The 18,935-nt window shown below is 37.6% G+C and carries 17 protein-coding genes; 1 reads left to right on the top strand and 16 read right to left on the bottom strand.

Annotated elements, in window-relative coordinates; translation table 11 throughout:
• Position 1 precedes the first annotated feature (1 nt).
• The 15 genes from ACESM9_RS00860 to ACESM9_RS00790 form a co-directional block, all read right to left on the bottom strand.
• A complete protein-coding gene (locus tag ACESM9_RS00860) occupies positions 2-1,744 on the bottom strand; it encodes a M28 family peptidase (RefSeq protein ID WP_372994323.1) in 1,743 nt (580 codons plus the stop codon).
• 97 nt (positions 1,745-1,841) lie between these two features.
• Positions 1,842-3,047, bottom strand: a complete 1,206-nt coding sequence (locus ACESM9_RS00855; protein ID WP_372994321.1) for a dipeptidase — start codon at positions 3,045-3,047, stop codon at positions 1,842-1,844.
• Between the two features lie 18 nt (positions 3,048-3,065).
• Positions 3,066-4,262 (bottom strand): dipeptidase, encoded by a 1,197-nt coding sequence (locus tag ACESM9_RS00850; RefSeq protein ID WP_372994319.1) that lies wholly within the window; start codon positions 4,260-4,262, stop codon positions 3,066-3,068.
• Positions 4,263-4,361: 99 nt separating this feature from the next.
• A complete protein-coding gene (locus tag ACESM9_RS00845) occupies positions 4,362-6,014 on the bottom strand; it encodes an ABC transporter substrate-binding protein (protein ID WP_372994317.1) in 1,653 nt (550 codons plus the stop codon).
• Between the two features lie 17 nt (positions 6,015-6,031).
• Positions 6,032-7,642 carry an N-acyl-D-amino-acid deacylase family protein gene (locus ACESM9_RS00840; protein ID WP_372994315.1) on the bottom strand — a complete coding sequence of 537 codons (1,611 nt, stop codon included), beginning with the start codon at positions 7,640-7,642 and terminating at the stop codon, positions 6,032-6,034.
• A 13-nt stretch (positions 7,643-7,655) separates the two neighbouring features.
• Positions 7,656-8,498 carry an ABC transporter permease gene (locus ACESM9_RS00835; RefSeq protein ID WP_372994313.1) on the bottom strand — a complete coding sequence of 281 codons (843 nt, stop codon included), beginning with the start codon at positions 8,496-8,498 and terminating at the stop codon, positions 7,656-7,658.
• Between the two features lie 4 nt (positions 8,499-8,502).
• Positions 8,503-9,465, bottom strand: coding sequence for an ABC transporter permease (locus tag ACESM9_RS00830; protein ID WP_372994311.1), 963 nt, complete (start codon positions 9,463-9,465; stop codon positions 8,503-8,505).
• Positions 9,458-10,453, bottom strand: coding sequence for an ABC transporter ATP-binding protein (locus ACESM9_RS00825; RefSeq protein ID WP_372994309.1), 996 nt, complete (start codon positions 10,451-10,453; stop codon positions 9,458-9,460). The genes ACESM9_RS00830 and ACESM9_RS00825 overlap by 8 nt, the downstream gene beginning before the upstream one ends.
• A gap of 5 nt (positions 10,454-10,458) precedes the next feature.
• Positions 10,459-11,430: an ABC transporter ATP-binding protein gene (locus ACESM9_RS00820; protein ID WP_372994307.1), complete on the bottom strand. Its 972-nt coding sequence runs from the start codon at positions 11,428-11,430 to the stop codon at positions 10,459-10,461.
• Positions 11,431-11,855: 425 nt separating this feature from the next.
• Entirely contained in the window at positions 11,856-12,812 is a 957-nt protein-coding gene (locus ACESM9_RS00815; protein WP_372994305.1) for a ribonuclease Z, read from the bottom strand.
• A gap of 3 nt (positions 12,813-12,815) precedes the next feature.
• On the bottom strand, positions 12,816-13,991 hold the full coding sequence (locus ACESM9_RS00810) for an endonuclease Q family protein (protein ID WP_372994303.1): 1,176 nt from the start codon (positions 13,989-13,991) through the stop codon (positions 12,816-12,818).
• Between the two features lie 218 nt (positions 13,992-14,209).
• Positions 14,210-16,075: a heavy metal translocating P-type ATPase gene (locus ACESM9_RS00805; protein WP_372994301.1), complete on the bottom strand. Its 1,866-nt coding sequence runs from the start codon at positions 16,073-16,075 to the stop codon at positions 14,210-14,212.
• A gap of 11 nt (positions 16,076-16,086) precedes the next feature.
• Positions 16,087-16,362 carry a metal-sensing transcriptional repressor gene (locus ACESM9_RS00800; RefSeq protein ID WP_372994299.1) on the bottom strand — a complete coding sequence of 92 codons (276 nt, stop codon included), beginning with the start codon at positions 16,360-16,362 and terminating at the stop codon, positions 16,087-16,089.
• A gap of 337 nt (positions 16,363-16,699) precedes the next feature.
• Complete coding sequence (locus tag ACESM9_RS00795; RefSeq protein ID WP_372994297.1) at positions 16,700-17,068, bottom strand: NifB/NifX family molybdenum-iron cluster-binding protein; 369 nt, start codon at positions 17,066-17,068, stop codon at positions 16,700-16,702.
• Between the two features lie 14 nt (positions 17,069-17,082).
• Entirely contained in the window at positions 17,083-17,445 is a 363-nt protein-coding gene (locus tag ACESM9_RS00790) for an ArsR/SmtB family transcription factor (RefSeq protein WP_372994295.1), read from the bottom strand.
• Between the two features lie 234 nt (positions 17,446-17,679).
• Here ACESM9_RS00790 and ACESM9_RS00785 point away from each other — a divergent pair, with 234 nt between their 5' ends.
• The gene (locus ACESM9_RS00785; RefSeq protein WP_372994293.1) at positions 17,680-17,892 is read left to right on the top strand and encodes a sulfurtransferase TusA family protein; all 213 of its coding nucleotides are present in this window, start codon (positions 17,680-17,682) and stop codon (positions 17,890-17,892) included.
• Here the strand turns inward: ACESM9_RS00785 and ACESM9_RS00780 are convergent.
• Complete coding sequence (locus tag ACESM9_RS00780) at positions 17,889-18,785, bottom strand: LysR family transcriptional regulator (RefSeq protein ID WP_372994291.1); 897 nt, start codon at positions 18,783-18,785, stop codon at positions 17,889-17,891. The genes ACESM9_RS00785 and ACESM9_RS00780 overlap by 4 nt on opposite strands.
• Between the last annotated feature and the right edge of the window lie 150 nt (positions 18,786-18,935).

The raw sequence follows: 18,935 nt of genomic DNA, 5'->3' as shown, positions 1-18,935 counted from the left end.
TTTATTGTAATATGTCGATAATAATTTGCTGACACTCTCTCAAAATATGAATAACTCTGTTCCTTGCTCTTATTAACTGAGTAATCAAAAACTTTTGATCATTTTCATCCATATTATTAATCATGATAACGGGCGCTATATCTGGTATAGGAGGCTGCATTACTGCTGCATCATGTTTGAACTCTGTCCTGCTTGTGTAATTGATACGTATGAGCTTTCTTATAATTCTAAGGATAGTGTTGCAAATCCTATCACTTTTCTCATTATCATCTCTATATTCATCTGCTTTTTTATATAGTTCATCAACTGATTTCTCAAGATTTTCTATCTCATCAAAAACTACACTTAAGTCAAAACTGTCTCCTGCCGCAATTTGATACTCATTTAGATAAACTTTCATAGAGCTCAATAATTTGTTAATTTTTATAGGAAGCTGAGGTTCATTGACCGCTCTGTATATGCCTGCTAAATATAGCTTGGTGTCTCTTAAGAAAATATTTTCATCTACAATTCTCAGATCATCATTTTCAGTATGCCATTCTATATTGCCACCGCAGCCATAGACTTCATAATAACCTAGCTCCTTCATTTTTTCCTTGCTCATAGTAGAACTTAACATAAAAAATGAAGAAACACCTATATTGTTAAAGGAATAATCCCCTGCACGCTGAGGCCTTTTCCATTTTGGTTTTATTCCTGTAACACTGGTGACCAGGTCTTTGCAAAAATCATCCATATCTTCTGTCCACATAATACCATCGTATGTTTCTGCATTGACACATCCTGTAGATTCGCAGTTTACCTGAGCTATGCAGTTATTATGAAGTTCCATGGCAAAATGATCAGCAAACCAGGTAGAGCCTGCAAATCTACCGGTAGAATGTCCAGGCCACCATGCAATCCATACGCTTTTCTTCAATTTATCCTGATTATTCTTAAGTACTCTTGCTATTTCCAGCATGGTAGCATTACCCAGAGCATTATCTCCTATTCCCTTATGCCATGAATCCATATGTCCGTGGAGCAGCAGAAATTTTTCAGAATTTTTATATCCAAGTATCTTGGCTAAAACCAAGGGGCATTTTTTCCATCCATCTTCCAGAACGGTTCTTAATGCTACCCTTACCTTACTATGTTTCAATTTCTCAATAAGCCTTTTGCCATCTGGATTGTTTACAGATACCACAGGTATCCTGTTGATATTTGGCAAATCCTCATATCCGGGACTGCCCCATACAGATGTACAAATTCCTTCATGTATGTTTTCTCCAGGCTGAATAAAAATAGCTGCAACACCTTTTTTGCTTATAATATCGTTTACCTTATCAGGAGAAGGGATTCCCTCACATATTACGATTTTATCTTTAGGATCGTTTTCAAATCTAAGCTTATATTCAAATTCATCAGTGGCATAAGGAGGGCGATAGCTTGATGCGTAAATCAATTCTCCATCTACCCATTTGTCACCTGTAGACATTGAATAGGAAGGAGTCTTAACTTTGATTTCTTTATTTAATCCAATTATCTTCAATTCTGCTTTAATGGGAGTGCTCAGATATATCTCCGGCCATAAAATCTCATTGTCTATGCCATAGTTGTTCAGTCTTTCGGCTATATAGTAGGCAGCCTTCCTTTCATCTTCACTGCCTGACTGGCGTATCAGACTGTTAAATTTGTATAAAAGCAACTTTGGCTCATTAAAGCTTATCTCATTAAGAATAGCTCTCTCCTCTAAAGTAATCATAGAATCCTCCTATCCAATAATTTTTTCGAATATTATCAAATAATATATTGTGCTAGTCGACTACTAATCAAACTAGCACAATGTAACATATTCTCGATTATACCCAGATTTCCTTTAAGGCTCTTATGGTATTTCCACCAAGAACTTTTTCAATATCTTGGTCTGAATAATTATGCTTAACAAGCCATCTTACTATATTTATAGATGCCTCTGTAGGATTTTCCAAACCTTTTACATATTCAACTTCTTCAAATTCTGCCGAACCTTCATGAGCGCTCTTAATTGAAAGGTTAGAAGCAAATGTACGGTGAAGTCCCACATGATCTCCGTATAAAGTATCTGGTCCGAAGGCAACATGATCTATTCCAACCATATCCTTTATATATTCAAAATGCTCCATAAAGGATTCGATGGAGTGTTGGGTATTATTAATTGTAAGTGTTGTATGTGGAGCAGCTTCTATACCTATAACTCCACCTTTGTCAGCACACGCTTTTATCACATCATCGGGCTTTAATCTTCTGCTGTTCCAGAGGGATCTTGCACCGCAGTGGGACAGGAAAATTGGTTTAGTGCTTGCATTTATTACATCCATAGTAGTCTTGTCCCCTACATGAGAACAATCTATAGCCATGCCAACCTTATTCATTCTTTCAACAACCTTGTATCCTAAAGCTGTAAGGCCACCGTCATTCTTTTCTTTTAATCCTGAACCCAATGAATTGGATTCACTATATGTGATTCCCATCATCCTTACACCAAAACCGTATAGTATATCAACACGATCAACTTCATTTTCCAACATTGCAGCACCTTCTATAACTGGAACCAAAGCAATTTTCCCTTCTTTATGTGCCCTTATCATATCTTCCACCTTCTCACAGCGGATCACCATGCTTTGATGGGCTAAATCGCACAGCCTCATTCCTAAATCATGAAGTACATCGTTCCATTTCCATCCGTTTTTTGATGAAATAGTGCATACTCCATCCATCATATTATCAAAAACAACATCAAGATAAGATTTTGACAATGCTTCATAGTCAGCAGGCTGCCTTCCTTCTCTGATATACTCTGGCAACTGGCTTAAATCTTCCGGGAATAACACTGGATGCTCATGCAAGGATATGAATATATACTTCTCGGCAATATCCAGAACACGCTTTTCCTGTTCTTCATTCAGAGGTATATAATATTCTTCTACCCTTCCTACTCCTTTTGGATACTTAAAGCCTTTATAATCCTTATCCTTTTCCAAATATTGATATGCTACATAGCCGTCATATTTCTTGTTCAAACCCATAATTTTTACCTCCTAATTTTAATACCAAATCTCTTTTAGTACCCTTATTATGTTTTTACCCAACACTTTAGCTATATCTTCATCGGAATAGCCATGTTTCACAAGCCATCTTACAATGTTGTGCGAAGCTTCTGCCGGGTTTTCCAGACCTTTTACATAATCTACCTTATCGAAACTTTGTCCTGCTGTATTTTCAGCAATGGACATATTGCTGCTGAATAGATTATGCAAACCAACATGGTCACCAAATAATGCATCAGGACCAAAGGCCACATGATCTATGCCTACCAGATCCTTTATATATTCAAAATGCTCCATATAGGATTCAATGTCATGTCTAGGATGCTTTTTCGTAATGGTTGTATGGGGTGCTGCCTCAATGCCTATTACGCCACCTTTATCTGCACAGGCTTTAAATACATCATCAGGTTTCAGTCTCTTCATATTCCATAAGGCTCTTGCGCCTATGTGAGTTATGAATACAGGCTTACTGCTGACCTTTATTGTATCCATGGTTGTCTTATCCCCTGAATGGGATACATCGATAGCCATACCTACCTTATTCATACGTTCTACAGCTTGACGTCCGAAGGCTGTAAGGCCACCGTCATTTTTCTCCTTCAAACCAGAACCCAAACAATTTGATTCACTGTAGGTTATCCCCATCATTCTGGCACCAAGACCATAGAGTATATCAATTCTATCTAGTTCATTTTCAATCATTGTGGCGCTTTCAAGAGAAATGAACCAGGCAATCTTTTCTTCACTCTTAGCTTTATAAATATCATCCAAATCGCTGCCCTTTATGAGAAAATCCTGATGAGCGATGTCGCAGGATCTGATGCCCATATCATGTATTACATCATTCCACTTCCAACCAGCCTTAGATCCTATAATACATGTACCGTCCATCATATTGTCGAAGACCACATCAAGACATGAATGAGCTAAACCTTCATAAGCGGTACACTCTCTGCCTTCTCTCTCATAGTCCATAAGCTCATTTATATTAGCTGGTGTTATAATGGGGTGGTCGTGAAGTGATATGACAATGTTATTTTTTATGATATTCTCTACTCTTTTTTCATCCTCAGGATTTAATGGAATCAAATATGGTTCAACTCTATCAACTTCCTTTGCCAGTTCAAAACCTTTATAGTCTATATCTTTTTCTAAGTATTGATACGCCTTATATCCTTTGTATCCTTTTTTCATAGTAATACTGCCTCCAGTAATGCCTCTTTATAATGAAACCATAATTTAGGAGTGAAGGATATGAACCTATGAATGGCTCATATCCTTCTTTCATCTCTTTTACTTTACTTGATAAACCTTAACTATATCCTTGGCATCCACTACACCATAAAGTCCAGGAGTTAAATCCCATCCTTCAAAGTTCTTAGAATATCCATAAGCATTAACTCTGACCCATGTGTTGATTGCAGGAAGTTCATTTACAAATTCTTTCTGGAACTCATCCATGATCTTTATACGCTCTTCATAATTTGCTTCTTGCATTGATTTTGCCAGAAGTTCATCCATCTTTTCATTTTTGTAATTCATAAAGTTAAGCTGTGCATTTGAAGCATATACAGTACTCAGAGATGAATCAGGGTCGTCAATTACACCCCAATCTATAACATTAATGTCATAGTTCCTCTGGTTTGTAACCTTATCAGTATATGTTGCAGGATCGACAGGCTTCAGATTTATCTTTATTCCAGCTTTCTCTGCGTTTGCTTTGAATATATTGGCAATAGAATCAATATTAGCTGTGGTTGTCCTGTATATCAATTCAAATTCAAGCTTCTTGCCTGAAGCTGACTCCCTTACGCCATCATTATCCTTATCAACATATCCTGAAGACTCAAGAAGGCTTTTTGCTCCTTCTACATCAAAGGCAGGGAAAGTAATATTTGATTTTACCAAATCTGTATATACAGGGGATATTGGTGTCTCCATTTTTATAGCTCCACCTTGCATTGCAGTATTAACAAGAGCATCTCTGTCTATTGTCATTGCAATTGCTTTACGAACATTAAAATCTTTTAGCAATTCATTCTTATAGCTGAATGAGAAATATCCGTAGCCTAAAGAATTTACTTTCTTTATCCCGAATTCATTGGACGAAGCTTCCAACTGCTTTTGTGCTGCTACAGGCAGTGCGGAGCCGGAAACATGAACTTCACCATTCTTCATTGCCAATACTAAAGCATTAGCATCTGGGAAAACTCTAAATGTGATATTTTCAATATAAGCACCTTTTCCATCATTGGCTAAAGGCCAATTTTCTACTCTTTCAAAGGAATAATATTCGCCTTTTCTATAATCAACTAGTTTGTATGGTCCATAGCCCACACCATTGTATTCAAAGTTCATTGGATCATCTACATTTTCATAAATGTGTTTTGGCATTACATCCACCCAGAAACCTACCTGAGACATAAAATTTACCTGTGGATTTTTTAAATAGTATTTAATTGTAGTTTTGTCTACTATCTCCATTTTTTCAACATTGGAATACATATCAGCACCGTATCCCAGTTTATGCTTAGCAACATATTCTGCTGTAAAAGCTAAATCATCAGCTGTAAATTCTTTACCATCATGCCATGTAAGTCCATCATGTAATGTTACCGTATATACCTTTGCATCATCGCTTATTTCACAGCTTTTTAGTATATATGGAACCTTGTTTCCACTATCATCTGTAACCATCAAAGGTGGTAATGCAAGATTCATCACCAATGATGAATTCATGTCATTAGATAACCATGTTGCTAAATTGTATGGGTCTCCAGTTATACCTATTACTAGCTCTCCTCCTACTGCAGGCTCTGCTGCAGCATTACTCTCATTCTGTGCAGGTGGTTCAACGTTTTGCTGATTATTTCCCCCACATGCAGTAACTAACAATGAAAGCACTAATAAAAGTGATGTTAATAATACTGTTGTACTTTTTTTCATTTTGTTTATTCCTCCCTCTATTTTGTATCCCTATCTAATACTCTCCCTGAATGTGGTGATTTAAGTTGACCATTTTCTATGGCAATTTTGCCGTTAACTATTACTGTATCAACACCTTCTGCCACAGTCAGAGGTTTTCTATAATCAATCTCCTTTGGAGATGGGAATCTATAATTTTCAAGATCTATGACTGATATATCTGCATAATAGCCATTTTTAAGCTCTCCCCTATTGGCAATACCAAAGTGTCTGGCTACCATGGAAGTATTTCTTCTCACAATTTCTTCTACAGGAACATCTTTGGAAAGATACATCTGCATGAATATTGGAAAACCGCCTCTTCTTTGAAGCTCATACCAATCATAAGGGTCTTCCACATCGCCTAATATTTCATCAGTACCTACACATACATAAGGATTTGACACAATGGAATCTGCATGTCCCGCATCAGGGAAATCAGCCCTGGATGGGCCTCCCAGCCAGAAAACATAATTATTTTCATCGGCTATCAAATCCAGCATGCATTCATCTGGATCTATGCCTCTTTCCTCAGCAATATCCTTTACAGTTCTTCCCTCCAGGTGGGGATCCTGGGATAGAATCACATACTTATCCGATTTATCTCCGGCGAAAATGTATGCATCCTTTTTAATTATTTCTCTTCCCTCTTTAGTCTTAAGAGCCTTCTTTACTCCTTCAGTTCCTGCTGCAAATAGCTCATCTGATACAGCCATAATAAACTGGATAAGCCTAGCCTTGCTTGTGCAATGACCTGTGCTTCGAGGTATTGTATCTGTCAATATCCTAATACCTTCACCTGCAGCCTTGGCTACAGCTTCAAAGGCTTCGGGGCATGTAGCCTTAAGATGGGAAACCTGTATCTTTACACCGGATCGTCTGCCTACTTCTATAAATTCATCAGTGGCTTCCTTAACTCCTATGGACTGCCTAAGATGGGCTGCTGCTACTCCGTCATACTCCTTAATAAGATTAGCCACAGTAACCAACTCATCCATATCTGCATACCTGCTTGGCACATAATCCAGTCCGAAGGATATGCCCCAGGCACCCTGTTCCATATTGTGCCTAATTATGCTTTCTATTTTTTCTGCTTCCTCCGGTGTTGGTGGCCTGTCAAAAGCACCGCCCATTACAGACCATCTAATGGTACCATGACCTAACAATGTTACAAAATTAATGTTGGTACCCTTTTCCTCTACTGCTTTTTTGTATCCAGCATAATCATTCCAATCGGGAAATCTTTTCTTATAATCATCTCTCTGCTTATCGCTCATGAGACCATTGCCATAGTAATACTCGATGACATTATCAACAGGTCCGGGAACTATAGAATGGCCGCAATTGCCATTTACTACTGTGGTGACACCCTGTCGTAAAAATAATTCATAGGTACCATCAATCATACATACCCATTCTTCATGAACATGGGGATCTATGAAACCGGGAATGACCACTTTACCTGCTGCATCTATTTCCTTTAAACCTTTTTCATGGATCATTAAATCGATTCTGCTTATCCTATCTCCATCTACGGCTATATCTCCGATAAAGCCTTTCTCACCGGTACCATTTACAATATAGCCATTGCGGATTATCAAATCATGCATATATCTTTCCTCCTTATTCTCTTGCTTTCGGATTAAGTGCATCGTTTATGCCGTTACCGAATAAATTAAAACAAATTACATATAGCATTATGAAAAAGCTTGTGAAAAACCACCACCACCAAGGGTTTGGAGTATCTATTACTGCACCTGCATCCCAAGCTTTTTTCAAAATAGTTCCCCATGACCAGGTTGTTGGGTCACCAAGGCCAAGGAAGCTCAAGCTTGACTCAGATAAAACAGCCGTCGCCATAACCAAAGTCAAGTTGACCAAAACAGGTCCTGCAATATTCAATAAAATATGCTTGAACAGAATTGTTCTGGATGGTATACCTAAACATCTCGCAGCTTCTATAAATTGCATCTCAGATATTTTCATTGTGGAGTTTCTCGTTACTCTCGCCAGTGATGGCCATGAGAACAAACCAATAACTATAGCTACATTATTTATGGAAGAACCCACTATAGCCGCAATAACTATCATAAGAGGTAAAACCGGTAGGGTAAGAAATATATCAATTATTGCATCAATAATTGAACCTATAATGCCTTTCTTATACCCGGATATCAAGCCTGCAGGAATGCCTATCACCGCTGCTACCACTACAGCCATTAAGGAAACATACAATGAAGTTCTGGCTCCCCATATTACTTCCGCAAATACATCTAGTCCTAGTCCATCGGTTCCAAACCAGTGTTTTGCTGAAGGAGATTCCAAAATTTCTGATCCGTAGCCTGTGGGGTAGGGAGCAATAAATGGAGCAAAAAGTCCTGACAATGCAATTAAAAGCACTCCAATAAATCCTATCACTGCCAGCTTATTTTTCAAAAATGTTTGCAAAAATGTTCTTCTCTCCATTTACCTAACCTCCTAATTTGATGCGAGGATCTAACCAGGCCACTGCTAAATCCGTAATTATACTCATGACAACTACCGCTATAGCTAACACAAGGAAAGCTCCTTGAAGCACAGGATAATCCAAAGCGCTTACAGAGTCATAAACCAACCTTCCTATACCCGGCCATGCATAAACAGTCTCAGTCATTACGGCGCCTCCTACCATGGTGCCTATCATCAAACCAGTTACTGTTATGGTAGGAATCAACGCATTTTTAAGGGCATGAGTGCGAACTACATATTTATCATTCCAACCCTTTGAAAATGCCGTTCTGATATAATCTTCTTTGAAGACATCAACCATACCATTTCGTGTGTAGAGTATAATTGTACCCACATTGCTTATAACCAAAGTTAGAGCCGGCAGCGCTACATGTCTGGCTACATCCATAAAATATTCAAATCCTTCTTTCGGTGGCGGTGTATAAGCTCCGCCAGTAGGAAACAGCCTAAGCAGGTATGCAAATATATACAGTAATGCAAAGGACAAAAATGGTATAAACATTGAAATTCCTATAACTACAAGGGTACTGACCAACTTATCGAAAAACTGATTCTTTTTCTTTGCTGACAACATTCCTAAAGGTATCCCTATCAATAAAGAAAATGCAACTGTAGTAGTCAATAGTAACAGCGTCCAAGGCAGCTTCTCCATTATTACCTCTGCTACCGGCTGCCTGGTTTTAAAGGAAACTCCCAAATTTCCAACCATAGCCTCCTTAATAAAAATGAAGTATTGTTCTATCAACGGCTTGTCCAAACCGAACTGCTTCATCATCGCTTCCTGAACTTCTGGTCCCATCTTTGGGTCAACCAGAAGACTTACAGGATCAGCAGGCATAAGCCTTATGATAAAAAACGTAATTGTAACGGATACAAATATGGTCAAGAGGCCTTTTAGTCCTCTTCTTATCATGTATTTAAGCACTTTGGCAGTCCTCCTTCCCCTCTGAATATAAATGACATCGAACAAAATGCCCCGGCTCCACCTCAATCATTTCAGGGTGCTGACATTTGCATATCTCCATGGTTTTAAAGCATCTGCTTGCAAATCGGCAGCCTGGCGGAGGATCAATGGGACTGGTTATATCACCTTCAAGTATAATTCTCTTCTTTTTCCCTCTTTCAGCCGGATCGGGTATGGCAGATATCAAAGCCTCTGTATAAGGATGGAATGTTTTGCTGAATATTTGCTCTGTCGTTGCCAATTCCATGATTTCTCCCAAATACATTACCAGAATTCTGTCGCTTATATGCTTTACTACGGATAAATCATGGCTGATGAATAAATAGGTCAAATCCAGCTTCTTCTTTAAGCTATTGAAGAGATTAAGTATCTGGGCTTGTACAGAAACATCCAAGGCAGACACTGCCTCATCACAAACCAGTATCTTAGGCTCTAATGCTAAAGCTCTAGCTATACTGATACGCTGACGCTGTCCACCGGAAAATTCATAAGGGTAACGCTCATATAATTCAGGTTGAAGACCTACCAAGTCCAATAATTCATAAACCTTTTTCTTTGCCTCATCATAGTTTGCTGCAATGTTGTTAGCTGTAAGTGGTTCTGCTATGGAATCACCAATTTTAATTCTGGGGTTGAGAGAAGCATAGGGATCCTGAAAAACCATCTGTAGTTCTCTCCTTATTTTCCCAAAATCTTTGGAATTCAATTGCATTATGTCCTTTCCCTTGTATAAAACTTTTCCTGAAGTTTGCTTTATAAGCTTTAAAAGAACTCTTCCCAATGTGGATTTCCCTGAACCTGATTCACCTACTATTCCAAGGGTCTCGGATTTATATAAATCAAAGCTTACCTTTTCTACTGCATGTACATACTTCTTTTTTCCAAATAAACCACTGGATACTTCAAAGTATTTAGTTAAATCTTTAACCTCTAATATTTTATCTCCCATATTCATTACCTCCCTTCAAAGTCCAACCAGCATTGTACATAATGATTAGGGCTAATCTCTTTCATGGGAGGAACACTGTCCTTGCAGTCTCCCATACATAGGCTGCATCTATCTGCAAATCTGCAGCCAGAAGCAAAGTTCTTGGCTATGGGAACCGTGCCTGGTATGGAGTACAACTCCTCCTTTTTATTAGTCAATGATGGTATTGCTTCCATAAGTCCCTTTGTATATGGATGGCACGGATTATCAAATATTTCTTCCATGCTGCCTTTTTCAACTACTCTTCCGGCATACATTACTACAACCTCATCACATATCTCAGATACAATTCCTAGGTTGTGGGTTATAAGCATCAGAGAACCCTTATCCTTTAGTTTTACCATTAAATCCAATACCTGAGCCTGAATAGTAACATCGAGGGCAGTTGTAGGTTCATCTGCAATCAACAAATTGGGCTGGCATATTACTGCCATGGCTATCATTACTCTCTGTCTCATGCCTCCCGAAAACTCATGAGGATATTGGTTAACTCTTTTCTCAGGGCTTGGTATGCCTACCATATCCAACTGTTCGATTACCTTTTTCCTTATTTGCTCTTTGCTCATATCAGGAAAATGTTTCTTTAGCACTTCACCTATCTGGAATCCAACTGTTAAAACAGGATTCAAAGATGTCATAGGTTCTTGAAAGACCATTGATATGTCTTTGCCCCTTACTTTTTGCATATCAGACTCAGACTTCTTCAGCAAATCTTCACCTTTATATAAAATCTGGCCACCTTGTAAAACCATATTCGATGGCAGTAATCTCATAACGGACAAACTTGTCATACTTTTACCGCATCCAGATTCTCCTACCACACCCAAGGCTTTACCTTCCTCTATATGAAATGTGATTTTATCCAGCAAATTGTATATATTTCCATTATCATCTTTAAACCCCATGCTGTAATCCTTGAATTCTAGTAGTTTTGTCATCTGCGGCACCCTCCAACTTATTTATAAATATTAATAGCCTAATTAATAAGCAAATACCGTGCCAAAATTAAAAAATGAATCATTTATTTATTTATGTTTGTGTGGCAAGGAAAAAAATCCACATTGTCCGGCATTGGAATATTTTAAAAACACTCCAATGAAAAATATGGTGTTTTTAAGTTATATTAGGTTGCAATAGGATGGTTTCTATTAACCTAATTCAACCTAATTCTTTCTTAACTACTAAGATTAATCTCCCTCATAAAATCTGCTTGTCAACAGGACTATTGAATAAATGAAAAACGAGTAGAACTATAAATTATCATTCTACTCGTCGTTTTAATCATATATATTTATCTCATGCAGAAGTTATAAAGAAAAGTACTTCTTCCTCCAAGCCACTCTGTAAATAGAAGGAGAAAATTTTATCTGTCCTGAAAGGATATTGTCTTTGTATATCCGTCATAACCGATTATCACATCAGCAAATATGTCTGCTGCATTTTGCCTGTAAATCTCCGGCTTATCCATGGATGGGCTGAAATGGGTCAATAATAGTTCTCTTACTTCCCCCTCTTTGGCAAGCATTGCAGCTTCTTTGAAGGTCATATGCTTATTTCGCTGGGCTTTTTCAATATCTCCATCATATCCATAAGTACCCTCGCATATAAGCAAATCGCTTTCTTTTATGAAATCTGGTATGGCTTCTATGGGCCTGGTATCGGATATAAAACTGACTTTTATACCCCTTCTCTTCTCCCCTAAAACCATATGAGGTTCATAAGTCATATTGTCATGCACAACAGTTTCCCCTTTTTGAAGCCTTCCCCATATTTCCATAGGTACTTTATTTAATTCTGCCTTTTCCACAGAGAATTTTGGGTTCCTAGGCAAGTAAAAAGAATAACCTAAACAGGGTGATGAATGCTCCAGCATTAGAGTTGAAAGGAGCATATCAGCACTCTCAGGTTCCTCATACTCTTTAACTTCCAATGCTATTGATGATTTTACAATTCTTAAAGTTTTCTGTGGGCTTTCAATTATATCCAGATCAAAAGGCATATATGTAATAGGACTCAGGAGCCCCTTAAGTACCTCACGAGTCCCTTCCGGCCCTATTATTTTTATCTTTTCTGTCCTTTCGCTGTTTCTCATGGTAGATATGAGCCCGGGCAAACCAAATATATGATCTCCATGTAGATGAGTGATACAGATCATATCGATGTTTTTAAAGCCGGTATTCATACTTCTCATGGCTACCTGAGTTCCTTCTCCACAATCTATGAGTATCTTTCTTCCTTTATAACTGATAAGGAGGGATGATAGAAATCTGTTTGGCATAGGCATACTTCCCCCGCTTCCCAGTAATGTTACATCAATCATAGTTTACACCTCTATCCTGCCGTATACTCCTCCGCCGCCGACATCTATGCCCAGTTTGCCTTCCCTTGCCAAAACTATATTTCGTGCCATATCTTCCTTCACCACTTCTGCAATCTCCCCATAGCTGGCATCATGCAGTACTTTCATTTCACTGCCAAAATGATCAATCAGCTTGTCAATGGTTTTAGGACCTACTTTCGGGATAAATTCAAGGGGTATCTGATAGTTATAGGGAGGTCTTGATTGCATTTCTGGATAATCTCTATCTTTGATAATCTCCAATCTATCCCTAACTCCTACCACTACTTTATGTTTATCAGACATAGGACATTTCAGTACAGGAGGTTCTCCTTCTATTACCTTACCACAGGTATCGCAATAAGATCTATGATATTTGCCTAATTTGGGGTTCAATCCATAATTGGCAATAATCTTCCTGCCATCCCTACCCCAAAGGGCTTTCAGCACTTCTTCATAACTGGTATCTTCCATCTCAAATATGTTATACTCCCTCCCCATCTTAGGCAGTGAATGAGCATCCGAATTGCTTGTAAAGCTTTTCCCATCCAGTTCGCTCAGTTGACTTGCCATCATTGAATCTGCACTCAGGCCCAACTCAACTGAAAGTATTTTTTCAAGGGATCTATCATCGAATATCTCATGGAGGGATTCACAACAGTTGCCATAGAAGCTTTTGTGAGGTGTAAAGGCATGGGCTGGCATATAAACACCACCAAAGGCTTCAACAATATCAAACAGTTCCTGTCCTGTTAAGTGGCTCATCAGGCTAAATGCCCAGATGTTTTTGATGTGCTTTCTCATTTCATTTGAAAAATCTGTTATATGTTTGAGGCTAGGGAAGAAACACAGTGAATGGGCGCTGCAGCCACGCCTTTCATGAGTTTCTATTTCCGCTCCCAATAGTAAGGTTTGTCTGCCTCTATACTCTATGCCTCCACCGTTCTTTTCCACCATTTCTCCTTTATCTATCAGTTCATTGATATCTTCCAGTATATATGGAGATATACAGTCAACCACACCTATCACATCTATGCCTTTCCTGTAGGCTTCATAAGCAACATTCTCAAATGTCAGATTATTTGCAGTGGCTTTCTTCACTTCTTTACCCTTAGACGAGCGCCCTACATGTACATGCAGATCAACATAATATCTATTCATTTCTACACCGCCTTGATATCTGATAAAATATACAATCACTCTGTATTATTGCAATTTTTACTTTAGTTATGTTTATACTAATTAAACTCGTTGTGCTAGTTGATATTATTGGTAAAACTTACATATCGCTGACCTGTCCAATAAAGCAAATGATATATTAATGAAAAAAGGCTGTTGCAGAATTAGAGTTTTTCAACAGCCCTGTAACCATAAATATTTTATTCATCCTTAAGGTTCAGCAAAAGTGCTGAATTTATAATTACTGCTACTGAACCTGCATTATGCACCAAAGCACCAACAACAGGATTTAATACGCCAGTAATGGCTAGGATAATAGCAGCAAAATTCAATCCCATAGAAAAAACCACATTTAGCTTTATGGTTTTCATTGTTTTCTGTGCCAATTTCATCAGATAGGGTATTCTCTGAATATCATCACTTACTAATGCCACATCGGCTGCTTCAACTGCAATATCACTTCCTATACCACCCATTGCGACACCAACATAAGCTGTTTTCAATGCAGGAGCATCATTTACACCATCACCGACCATACAAACAGTTTCATCGTTATTCTGACAGTTGATAATAGCATTCATTTTATCCTCTGGCAATTGCTCTGATTTTACATCGCTTATACCCACAAGCTGCGCCATATGAGTTGCAGCTTTTGAATTATCACCTGTTAGCAGCAGTGTTTTAACACCTAGTGAATGAAGGCGCTGAACCATGCTTTTCGCATCAGGCCTAAGGGTATCAGATAATGCTATAAAACCAACAGATTCATTCCCTATACTAACATATATAACAGTACAACCATCATCTAAATATTCCTGAGCAGACCTTATAATCTCATTAGAAATTATAATCCCTTTTTCTTTAAACAATTCCTCGTTCCCTGCAAAAATAGCTCTGTTGTCAACCGTTGCACTGACACCACGTCCTGGCAGAAGTATGAAGTTTTCAGGCTTGTACAATTTCACCTTGCTTTTAGCGTAGTTTAAAACTGCACGACCCAGAGGATGTTCAGAATTCTGCTCTGCTGAAGCAGTGATTGCCAGCAAACTGTCATCTGAGATATTGGACGAAAAACTTTTTACTGCAATTACTTCAGGTTTTCCATAAGTGATTGTCCCAGTTTTATCAAAAGCAACACGTTTAACATGTGATAACCTCTCAAGAGCATCACCTGTACGCACTAATATTCCGAACTTGGTAGCATTGCCTATTCCCGCCATAATGGCAGTTGGAGTTGCCAACACCAAAGCACAGGGGCAGAACACAACCAATATGGTTACAGCCCTTATGATTTCACCTGTAAAGAACCAGGTTATAATTGCTGATGTTAATGCGATTACTACAATCCATGTTGCCCATCTGTCTGTAAGGCTGACAATAGATGCTTTATTTGCATCTGCCTGTTCTACAAGTCTTATCATGCGCTGCAGCGAGCTATCTTCTCCAACCTTAGTAGCTTTCATCTCAAAAGTACCAAACTGGTTCAGGGTACCGCTGGAAACCTCATCTCCAACCCCCTTGTCTACCGGAAGGCTTTCCCCTGTCATAACAGATTCGTTGATTGAGGTTTGTCCTGATGTAATCACACCATCCACTGCTATAATCTCTCCTGCAAGCACTCGTAGAATATCACCAACTTGCACTTCTTCAGCAGGAATTATAGTGTCGAACCCATCTCTTACTACTCTTGCTGTCCGCGGAGTAATAGAAACCAGCTTCTCTATACCCTCACGAGCTTTGCGAACTGTTCTTTCTTCTAATAGTGCTCCAATTGCCATGATAAAAGCAACTTCACCTGCTGCGAATATTTCACCAATAAATACCGAAGCAACCAAAGCCATGGCTACCAACACATCTGCTTTAATATCAAACTCGGTGACCAAGCCAATTACGGCTTCTTTAATGATTGGTAAACCACAAAGTATAATGGCTACCCAGGCAAAATCTATAGGAAAATTCTTAAAACCAATTTCAAAAAAGCTTAATAATAAAGATATACCAGAAATAACTATATAGAAAATAGTGCGGTTTTCGTCTTCTGAAAGCCACTGTTTTAGTCTAGTCATGTTTTTCCCCCTTAACTCATTCTTGAGAATTGCTCAACTGCCTTTGTAAAGTCAGCTATTGTTTTGTCCGCATCTCCATGCTCAATTCCTTCCTTCACACAGTGCTGTATATGTCCTTCTAGCACAATCTGCCCTACCTTATGTAAAGCACCTTTAGCAGCACCAATTTGGATTAAAATATCCTCACAGGGAACATCTTTTTCTATCATTTCAGATATAGCATTAAGCTGTCCCTGTATCTTTTTTATTCTTACTTTAAGCTTAGGTATATCCATACATGCACGCATTTTTCCACCTCCAATATTCTTTTATTTAATTAATATATACCTATACCCATACGGGTATAGGTATATATTAATACTTTTTGATATTTGATGTCAATAGCTGTAGCAAAATGTTGACAAATATCTCTACAAGCTACCTGGAATAAAAAGAAAGGCTTACTATGGTTATAAGAAAGGTTTCCATCGGAAGCATTTCAATAACAAGGAAGCCTTTCTTGAAATGCATTTATACTTTCCTATGCATTATAAAAAAAATGTATATACTATTTCTTCACAATAGTATATACATTTGCTTTAAATTGAAATTCTACCAAGATATCAAAAGGCTCTGTTCATATGCTTAATGATTGCAATTATGGTGATTGCAGCTGTTATTTATAGTGAACTCACCAAGCTTATTATCCTTAAGCATCTTAATATTATTTAATACAGTATCATTAGCTACCTTGTATACCCTAATTCCCTGGTTGTTCAGCTTGGTCAATGCTCCTGCACCGATTCCTCCAACCAAGATAGCGTCAACCCTTTCCCCTCCTATTGCTTTAAGAGGCTGGCACATACCATGAGAATGATTCAAATCTCCATTTTCAATGACCTTCATCTCTTCTTTATCTACGTCATAGATAAGAAAAAATGGAGCTGACCCAAAATGGTTATGCGCTACACTGTCCAATCCCTTGTTTTCTTCAATAGGAATACATACTTTCATACTTGTTTCCCCTTTCACTTATTATTATGACAACATCTATTTCTATTAGCTTTACATGTTGCTCTGCATTCATTGGGCATATCTATGCCTAACCTGCAGTTAATGGCTGAATGATCATTTTTCATTTGCTCAATGAAGTCAATCAGCTCAGATAGAACAGATTCTTGCAAGTTATAATGAACATAATATCCTGCTTTTACTCCCACAATGATATCAGCTTCCTTTAAAACTTTTATATGCTGAGAAACTGCTGCCTCAGAAATACCCAAATGCTTTGCCATTCCTTTAGCGCATATTTTTCTCTTCGAGAGAATTATTAAAATTTTTAATCTGGTTTCATCACCAAGAGCCTTAAATAGCTGTACTATCCGCTCCATAACATACCTCTTTCAATTAACTATTCGCTTAATTAAATAGTATTATACTTAATTATAAAAGTCAATATAAATAACTAAAAAACCTAAATAATAAGGACTCCTGCAAGTCTCAATTTTTGAGAATTATGCAACAGTCCTACTTTCATAGACTTTTACTTGGTTTATGGCTTTATAGCCTAAATAAGTTATGATATAATTTATATATTCTAATATTGGGCTAGTTAAGGTGATTTTATGAGAACAATTGATTGTTTAGGCGATATCTGTCCAATACCGATTTTAAAAACCAAAAAAGAATTAAAATCCATAAAGCCTGGCGAAGTTGTAAAGGTGGTCACGGATCACAGTTGTGTTTTGGAATCTGTGATAAACAATTTTAAGAAATACAATATAACATATGAGGAAGTCATAAATGGTGTATGGGAGATTTTTATAACAAAATCCTAGCATAAATTTTTCTGTGCAATCTTCTTGAAGTACTCAACAAATTCGTTAAGGATCTTATTTTCTTTCACCCTCTTGTCATATATCAGATACATGTCGTAGTCTATCGAAAAATCCTTAAGATTTATTAGTTTTAACTGTTTGTAATACAGTTCTTTTTTTATGGATGTGTATGTTAAAAATCCTATTCCGAATTCATTTAGTATAGATGTCTTTATCGATTCTACGGAATCACTGTTATATATGATTCTGAGATTTTCAAATCTCATTCCCATTTCTCTCATTTTATTTGTCAGTGGGTCTATGACATGGGCTTTATCATTCAATAATATGAGAGGGTATTTAACCAAATCATTGAAATCTATTTCTTCCGATATTCTGTATTTCCCCGGAGAAACCAGTACAATCTTGTCCATTCCAATTTTATAGTAGGAAAGACTCTGGTTTTTTGGCTTGCTGTATATAACACCTATATCGCAAATATTATTCATCACATTTTCTTCTATTAAATCTGATTCATTGGGTTTCAGCTCATAATTATACTTAGGAAATTTATCTTTAACCTTATACATTACACATGGTAAGGAATAAGTGGCAATGGATCTGCAGGCCTCTATCCTTATGTTCCTAGACTCTTCATCGCTTGACTCCAGTTGGGCAAGCATGGCATCATAGGTTCTTATTATGTTATCAGCATATTTTAAAACTATTATTCCTTTATCAGTAAGCTCCACACCCTTGTTGCTTCTGTCTAAAAGCTTGCAGCCCAGTACCTCCTCCAGCTTTGAAATCTGCTGACTCAGCGCAGATTGAGATATGTGAGCACTTTTTGCCACCTTGGATATGCTTCCTGCTGTAGCAACTTTATAAAAATAATATAGATACTCAATATTCATCTACAACCCATCTCCTCATGCTGATTAATAATTCTATAAATTATTATATAATATTGTTAATCCAATAACAGCAGTTTTTACAAATTTCGATTGAAGTGCTTCCAATAACTTCATAAATTTTTGTGATATAATATTACTATGCGGGTTGAG

It is taken from the genome of Lutispora sp., from assembly GCF_041687175.1.
Taxonomy (GTDB): Bacteria; Bacillota; Clostridia; order Lutisporales; family Lutisporaceae; genus Lutispora.
This window is presented reverse-complemented; position numbering and strand designations above follow the sequence as displayed.